This window comes from Mucilaginibacter aquaedulcis (genome assembly GCF_030409325.1).
Classification (GTDB): domain Bacteria; phylum Bacteroidota; class Bacteroidia; order Sphingobacteriales; family Sphingobacteriaceae; genus Mucilaginibacter; species Mucilaginibacter aquaedulcis.
The window spans coordinates 1-5,489 of sequence record NZ_JAUFPR010000006.1 but is presented as its reverse complement, the minus strand read 5'-3'; the positions used below and the strand labels follow the sequence as shown (position 1 = coordinate 5,489).

Annotated in this window: 2 tRNA genes and 3 rRNA genes; all 5 read right to left on the bottom strand. The window is 48.4% G+C overall.

Annotation, left to right across the window (positions count from 1 at the left end):
* Positions 1-4: 4 nt before the first annotated feature.
* Positions 5-116 (bottom strand): 5S ribosomal RNA (rrf, locus tag QWZ01_RS23795).
* 212 nt (positions 117-328) lie between these two features.
* Positions 329-3,207, bottom strand: a 23S ribosomal RNA gene (locus QWZ01_RS23790).
* A 263-nt stretch (positions 3,208-3,470) separates the two neighbouring features.
* A tRNA-Ala gene (locus tag QWZ01_RS23785) sits at positions 3,471-3,547 on the bottom strand.
* A 93-nt stretch (positions 3,548-3,640) separates the two neighbouring features.
* A tRNA-Ile gene (locus tag QWZ01_RS23780) sits at positions 3,641-3,715 on the bottom strand.
* Between the two features lie 205 nt (positions 3,716-3,920).
* Positions 3,921-5,442 (bottom strand): 16S ribosomal RNA (locus tag QWZ01_RS23775).
* Together the 16S, 23S and 5S rRNA genes with 2 tRNA genes alongside form the textbook arrangement of a ribosomal RNA operon.
* Positions 5,443-5,489 lie beyond the last annotated feature (47 nt).

Sequence of the window (5,489 nt, the reverse complement as noted above, 5' to 3'; positions counted from 1 at the left end):
TAAGATTGGGCACCGACCTACTCTCCCACGTTTTACCGCAGTACCATCGGCTCTGGCGGGCTTGACTTCTCTGTTCGGAATGGGAAGAGGTAGACACCGCCGATATAGGCACCTGAATATTTTTATAGTTTGTTATTGGAGTATGGATTTGGGGAGCATGGAATAAAGACTTTTTCTCCTTACTCTTTGTTCCACTCATCTTTTGTCCTCAACAAACAATGACATATTATTGAAAGAAGTGATTGATTTTGAGAAAACAACAGTATTGTATTGTTCGGGTTGTACGTTTAACGTTAAACGTCTTACGTACAACCCATTATTACCTGCTATGAGAAAGCTTCGGGCAATTAGTATTACTCGGCTTTGATGTCACCACCTTTAGACCTGTAACCTATCAACGTAGTAGTCTGCTACGACCCTCAATGGAAGTCTCATCTTGTGGCTAGTTTCGCACTTAGATGCTTTCAGCGCTTATCTATTCCCAACGTAGCTACTCTGCAATACAGCTGGCGCCATAACAGATTCACCAGAGGTTAGTCCAACCCGGTCCTCTCGTACTAAGGTCAGCCCCACTCAAACTTCCTGCGCCCACAACAGATAGGGACCGAACTGTCTCGCGACGTTCTGAACCCAGCTCGCGTGCCACTTTAATGAGCGAACAGCTCAACCCTTGGGACCTTCTCCAGCCCCAGGATGTGACGAGCCGACATCGAGGTGCCAAACCTCCCCGTCGATATGAGCTCTTGGGGGAGATCAGCCTGTTATCCCCAGCGTACCTTTTATCCTTTGAGCGATGGCCCTTCCATGCAGAACCACCGGATCACTATATCCGTCTTTCGACCCAGCTCGACTTGTCTGTCTCACTGTCAAGCAAGCTTATGCTATTGCACTCCACGTACGGTTACCAAGCGTACTGAGCTTACCTTTGAAAGCCTCCGTTACCTTTTTGGAGGCGACCACCCCAGTCAAACTACCCGCCAAACAATGTCCTCGATCTTATCGAGTTAGACACCAAATACAGAAAGGGTGGTATTTCAACGTTGACTAACCAACTCCTAGCGAAGCTGGATCACAGTCTCCCACCTATCCTACACATCCTGTATCCGATATCAATGTTAAGTTGTAGTGAAGGTGCATGGGGTCTTTCCGTCCCGTTGCGGGTAACCGGCGTCTTCACCGATACCACAATTTCACCGAGCTCATGGCTGAGACAGCGCCCAGATCGTTACACCATTCGTGCAGGTCGGAACTTACCCGACAAGGAATTTCGCTACCTTAGGACCGTTATAGTTACGGCCGCCGTTTACCGGGGCTTCGATTCAATGCTTCGCCTTGCGACTAACATCCCCTCTTAACCTTCCGGCACCGGGCAGGTGTCAGGCCTTATACGTCATCTTTCGATTTTGCAAAGCCATGTGTTTTTGTTAAACAGTCGCCTGGGCCTTTTCACTGCGGCTGACATTGCTGCCAGCGCCCCTTCTCCCGAAGTTACAGGGCCATTTTGCCGAGTTCCTTAGCCATGATTCACTCGAGCACCTTAGGATTCTCTCCTCGACTACCTGTGTCGGTTTACGGTACGGGTTTTTATAACCTGAAGCTTAGCGGGTTTTCTTGGAAGTCTGATTACCTGAACTATCACCTTGTCCGAAGATTCGGTGTACTATCAGCTTTCAGCATCATCAGCGTACTTAACTACTGTTGATATACCTACGGCCTTTAACGAACTATTCCGTCAGTTCGCGTCAGTGTCACTACTCCGTCACCGCATCGCAGTTATAAAAAGTACTGGAATATTAACCAGTTGTCCATCGGCTACGCCCTTCGGCTTCACCTTAGGCCCCGACTAACCCTGATCCGATTAGCGTTGATCAGGAAACCTTAGTCTTTCGGTGGGCGGGTTTCTCTCCCGCCTTATCGTTACTTATGCCTACATTTGCTTTTCTATATCCTCCACAGTCAGTTGTCCTTCCTGCTTCGCCGGAACATAGAATGCTCCCCTACCAGATGCATTACTGCAAATCCATAGCTTCGGTATACTGCTTGATGCCCGTTTATTATCCATGCCCGATCGCTCGACTAGTGAGCTGTTACGCACTCTTTAAATGAATGGCTGCTTCCAAGCCAACATCCTAGCTGTCTGTGCAATCGGACCTCGTTAGTTCAACTTAGCAATAATTTGGGGACCTTAGCTGATGGTCTGGGTTCTTTCCCTCTCGGCCATGGACCTTAGCACCCATAGCCTCACTCCAGCGTATATTATAAAGCATTCGGAGTTTATCTGGATTTGGTAGGATTTGACTCCCCCGCACCCAATTAGTAGCTCTACCTCTTTATAACTCAACCGCCAGGCTGTTCCTAAAAACATTTCGGGGAGTACGAGCTATTTCCCAGTTTGATTAGCCTTTCACCCCTACCCACAAGTCATCCGGAAACTTTTCAACGTTTATCGGTTCGGTCCTCCAGTACCTGTTACGGCACCTTCAACCTGCCCATGGGTAGATCACAAGGTTTCGCGTCTACCTCCCCTGACTATACGCCCTATTCAGACTCGCTTTCGCTTCGGATCCGTGTCTTAAACACTTAACCTTGCCAGGGAAGAGTAACTCGTAGGCTCATTATGCAAAAGGCACGCCGTCACACATTACTGTGCTCCGACCGCTTGTAAGTACACGGTTTCAGGTTCTATTTCACTCCCCTGTTCGGGGTTCTTTTCACCTTTCCCTCACGGTACTGGTTCACTATCGGTCTCTCAGGAGTATTTAGCCTTACCGGATGGTGCCGGCAAATTCCCACAAGGCGTCTCCGACCTCGCGGTACTCAGGATACCACTATCCCATCATTCATTACCCGTACGCAGCTCTCATGCTCTATGGCCGGGTTTCCCACCCCGTTCCGGTTTTGTCTGATTTTCATGTTGTGGTCCTACAACCCCCATGCTGCCGTAACAGCATAGGTTTGGGCTTCTTCCATTTCGCTCGCCACTACTCTGGAAATCATTATTATTTTCTCTTCCTCTGCTTACTTAGATGTTTCAGTTCAGCAGGTTCGCGCTTTTATGCGACTAGTCTTCAACTAGCCAGGTTTCCCCATTCAGAAATCTACGGATCAATTCATATTTGCTGATCCCCGTAGCTTATCGCAGCTTATCACGTCTTTCATCGCCTCTGAGAGCCAAGGCATCCCCCGTGTACCCTTTCTTACTTTCTTCTACTATACCGCCTTTTGCTCGGTATGTATGCTTTTGATTCTTGTTGTAATTCGGATTAACGATTTTCAGATCAAGGATCAAGGACCGAAGTCTTTTTTCCTTTCTCTTTCTATCTTTGATCCAAAGTCTACAACAGTCCTCTATACTGTTGTCTTCTCTTTTTCAATTACTTCTTCCAATATGTCAAAGAACTTTACCCTATGCCCGGCAAACGACCGCGCAACTTGCATGATATCCTATCCCTTTCAGGAAACGGAGGGTGTGGTGGAGAATAACGGATTCGAACCGTTGACCCCCTGCGTGCAAGGCAGGTGCTCTAGCCAGCTGAGCTAATCCCCCTTAAGATGATCGTTAGTGAGTGGTTGATTTGGTGAGTGGTTATTAACTACTCTCTATTCTCCATTCCCTGTTTTACCGCGGCTGCGCCGCTTGTAGTCCCGAGCAGATTTGAACTGCTGACCCCTACATTATCAGTGTAGTGCTCTAACCAAGCTGAGCTACAGGACTGGGTTGATTTCGGATCTCAGACTTACGATTTTAGATTTTCCTCATCAATTCGTAAATCGTCAATCGTAATCGCTTACAATCTCGTACCATCAGATGATCCGAGCCACACAGATGGCTTCATCTTTTGGGTTTCCTTTTGTTTTTTTATTTAAGAAATAATCATGTAGGTAACACTGTCATAAGCTTTGCTTTGATACTGCTCCAGAAAGGAGGTATTCCAGCCACACCTTCCGGTACGGCTACCTTGTTACGACTTAGCCCCAGTTACCGACTTTACCCTAGGACGCTCCTTGCGGTTACGCACTTCAGGCACTTCCAGCTTCCATGGCTTGACGGGCGGTGTGTACAAGGCCCGGGAACGTATTCACCGCGTCATTGCTGATACGCGATTACTAGCGAATCCAACTTCACGGGGTCGAGTTGCAGACCCCGATCCGAACTGTGAATGGCTTTATGAGATTGGCATCCTGTTGCCAGGTAGCTGCCCTCTGTACCATCCATTGTAGCACGTGTGTAGCCCCGGACGTAAGGGCCATGATGACTTGACGTCGTCCCCTCCTTCCTCTCTATTTGCATAGGCAGTCTGTTTAGAGTCCCCACCTTGACGTGCTGGCAACTAAACATAGGGGTTGCGCTCGTTGCGGGACTTAACCCAACACCTCACGGCACGAGCTGACGACAGCCATGCAGCACCTAGTTTCGTGTTCCGAAGAACTGTGACGTCTCTGTCACATTCACTAACTTTCAAGCCCGGGTAAGGTTCCTCGCGTATCATCGAATTAAACCACATGCTCCTCCGCTTGTGCGGGCCCCCGTCAATTCCTTTGAGTTTCACCCTTGCGGGCGTACTCCCCAGGTGGAATACTTAACGCTTTCGCTTAGACGCTGACCGTATATCGCCAACATCGAGTATTCATCGTTTAGGGCGTGGACTACCAGGGTATCTAATCCTGTTTGATCCCCACGCTTTCGTGCCTCAGTGTCAATCAAACCATAGTAAGCTGCCTTCGCAATTGGTGTTCTGTGACATATCTATGCATTTCACCGCTACTTGTCACATTCCGCCTACCTCTAGTTCATTCAAGTTCATCAGTATCAAAGGCACTGCGACAGTTAAGCTGCCGTCTTTCACCCCTGACTTAATGAACCACCTACGCACCCTTTAAACCCAATAAATCCGGATAACGCTTGGATCCTCCGTATTACCGCGGCTGCTGGCACGGAGTTAGCCGATCCTTATTCTTACTGTACATTCAGCTTCTCACACGTGAAAAGGTTTATTCCAGTACAAAAGCAGTTTACAACCCGTAGGGCCGTCTTCCTGCACGCGGCATGGCTGGTTCAGGCTTCCGCCCATTGACCAATATTCCTTACTGCTGCCTCCCGTAGGAGTCTGGTCCGTGTCTCAGTACCAGTGTGGGGGGTCATCCTCTCAGATCCCCTAAACATCGTAGCCTTGGTAAGCCGTTACCTTACCAACTAGCTAATGTTCCGCATGCCCATCTTCGTCCTATAAATATTTGATTACCTAATGATGCCACCAGATAATGTTATGCGGTCTTAATCTCTCTTTCGAGAGGCTATCCCCCTGACGAAGGTAGGTTACATACGTGTTACGCACCCGTGCGCCACTCTCATGGAAAGCAAGCTCTCCAATCCCGTCCGACTTGCATGTATTAGGCCTGCCGCTAGCGTTCATCCTGAGCCAGGATCAAACTCTCCATTGTAAAATGTTTTGTTTGTCTCTGACCCTATTATTAATAATAGAATCTGT